The organism is Aerococcus sp. L_32 (assembly GCF_050689315.1).
The window spans coordinates 1-745 of the sequence record NZ_JBOEQF010000909.1; the positions used below are offsets into that span (position 1 = coordinate 1).

The following is a 745-nucleotide window of genomic DNA, read 5'->3' on the forward strand; positions in this document are numbered from 1 at the left end:
TTCTTCAATAACATAACGCCCTCCAGAAAATTGATAAACAATTGCATAATCCTTCGTTGGTGTTCTTAAGGTTATCGTTTGTGGCCCAACAGTTCCTGACGTAGAAAATTCAAATCTTTTATAATGGACAAACTTAGATTCTTTTGGAAACACAAACGTCGTATCTACTGGTGAAGGTCGTAATAGATCAGCTCGAAATTCCACTGTATTACCTGAAAAAGTCACAAAATGAATACCTTTCCTAACTATTGTCATTTTATGCACGTATTCAAAGTGTTGCATGACATTACGCATCATTACTTTTGATTCATAGCGGATAATAGCGTCTTTTGCATATGGGACCGCAAGTATTAATGATAATGACAGTGAAAATAAAACAAGTATCATTTCCAGAAGAGTAAATCCTGACTTCTTTTTATGTTTTTTCATCAAAATCTACTCCTCTTAAAATGGTGATGTTAATAATTCCTAAGGGGTAACAGTTCCAGCTGGAATAGCATTATATTTTTCTAATTGATCAGTGGTGATGTAGCCTTCGTTTGCTAGTACTTCCGCCGTGACACTTGCTTCATCATGTTCTAGTAAATATAATTCCATCTGCGTTTCAACAGTTTCGACTAAAGCAGCGTTAGTTTTAGTTTCTACATTTTTTGTTTGCTTGGACATGTTTGGTATAATTAGCAATAACAAGGCTGCCACAATAAATAAGACGAGAACCATTTCTATAAGCGTAAAACCTTCTTTT

The 745-nt window shown here is 34.6% G+C and carries 2 protein-coding genes; both read right to left on the reverse strand.

The genetic code is table 11. The features are described from left to right. A partial coding sequence (locus ACRCJ0_RS17300; RefSeq protein ID WP_431391387.1) for a prepilin-type N-terminal cleavage/methylation domain-containing protein occupies positions 1–429 on the reverse strand: 429 nt, incomplete at its 3' end. Positions 430–468: 39 nt separating this feature from the next. Further along, on the reverse strand, positions 469–745 hold a 277-nt coding region (gene comGC, locus ACRCJ0_RS17305), incomplete at its 5' end, for a competence type IV pilus major pilin ComGC (protein WP_431391389.1).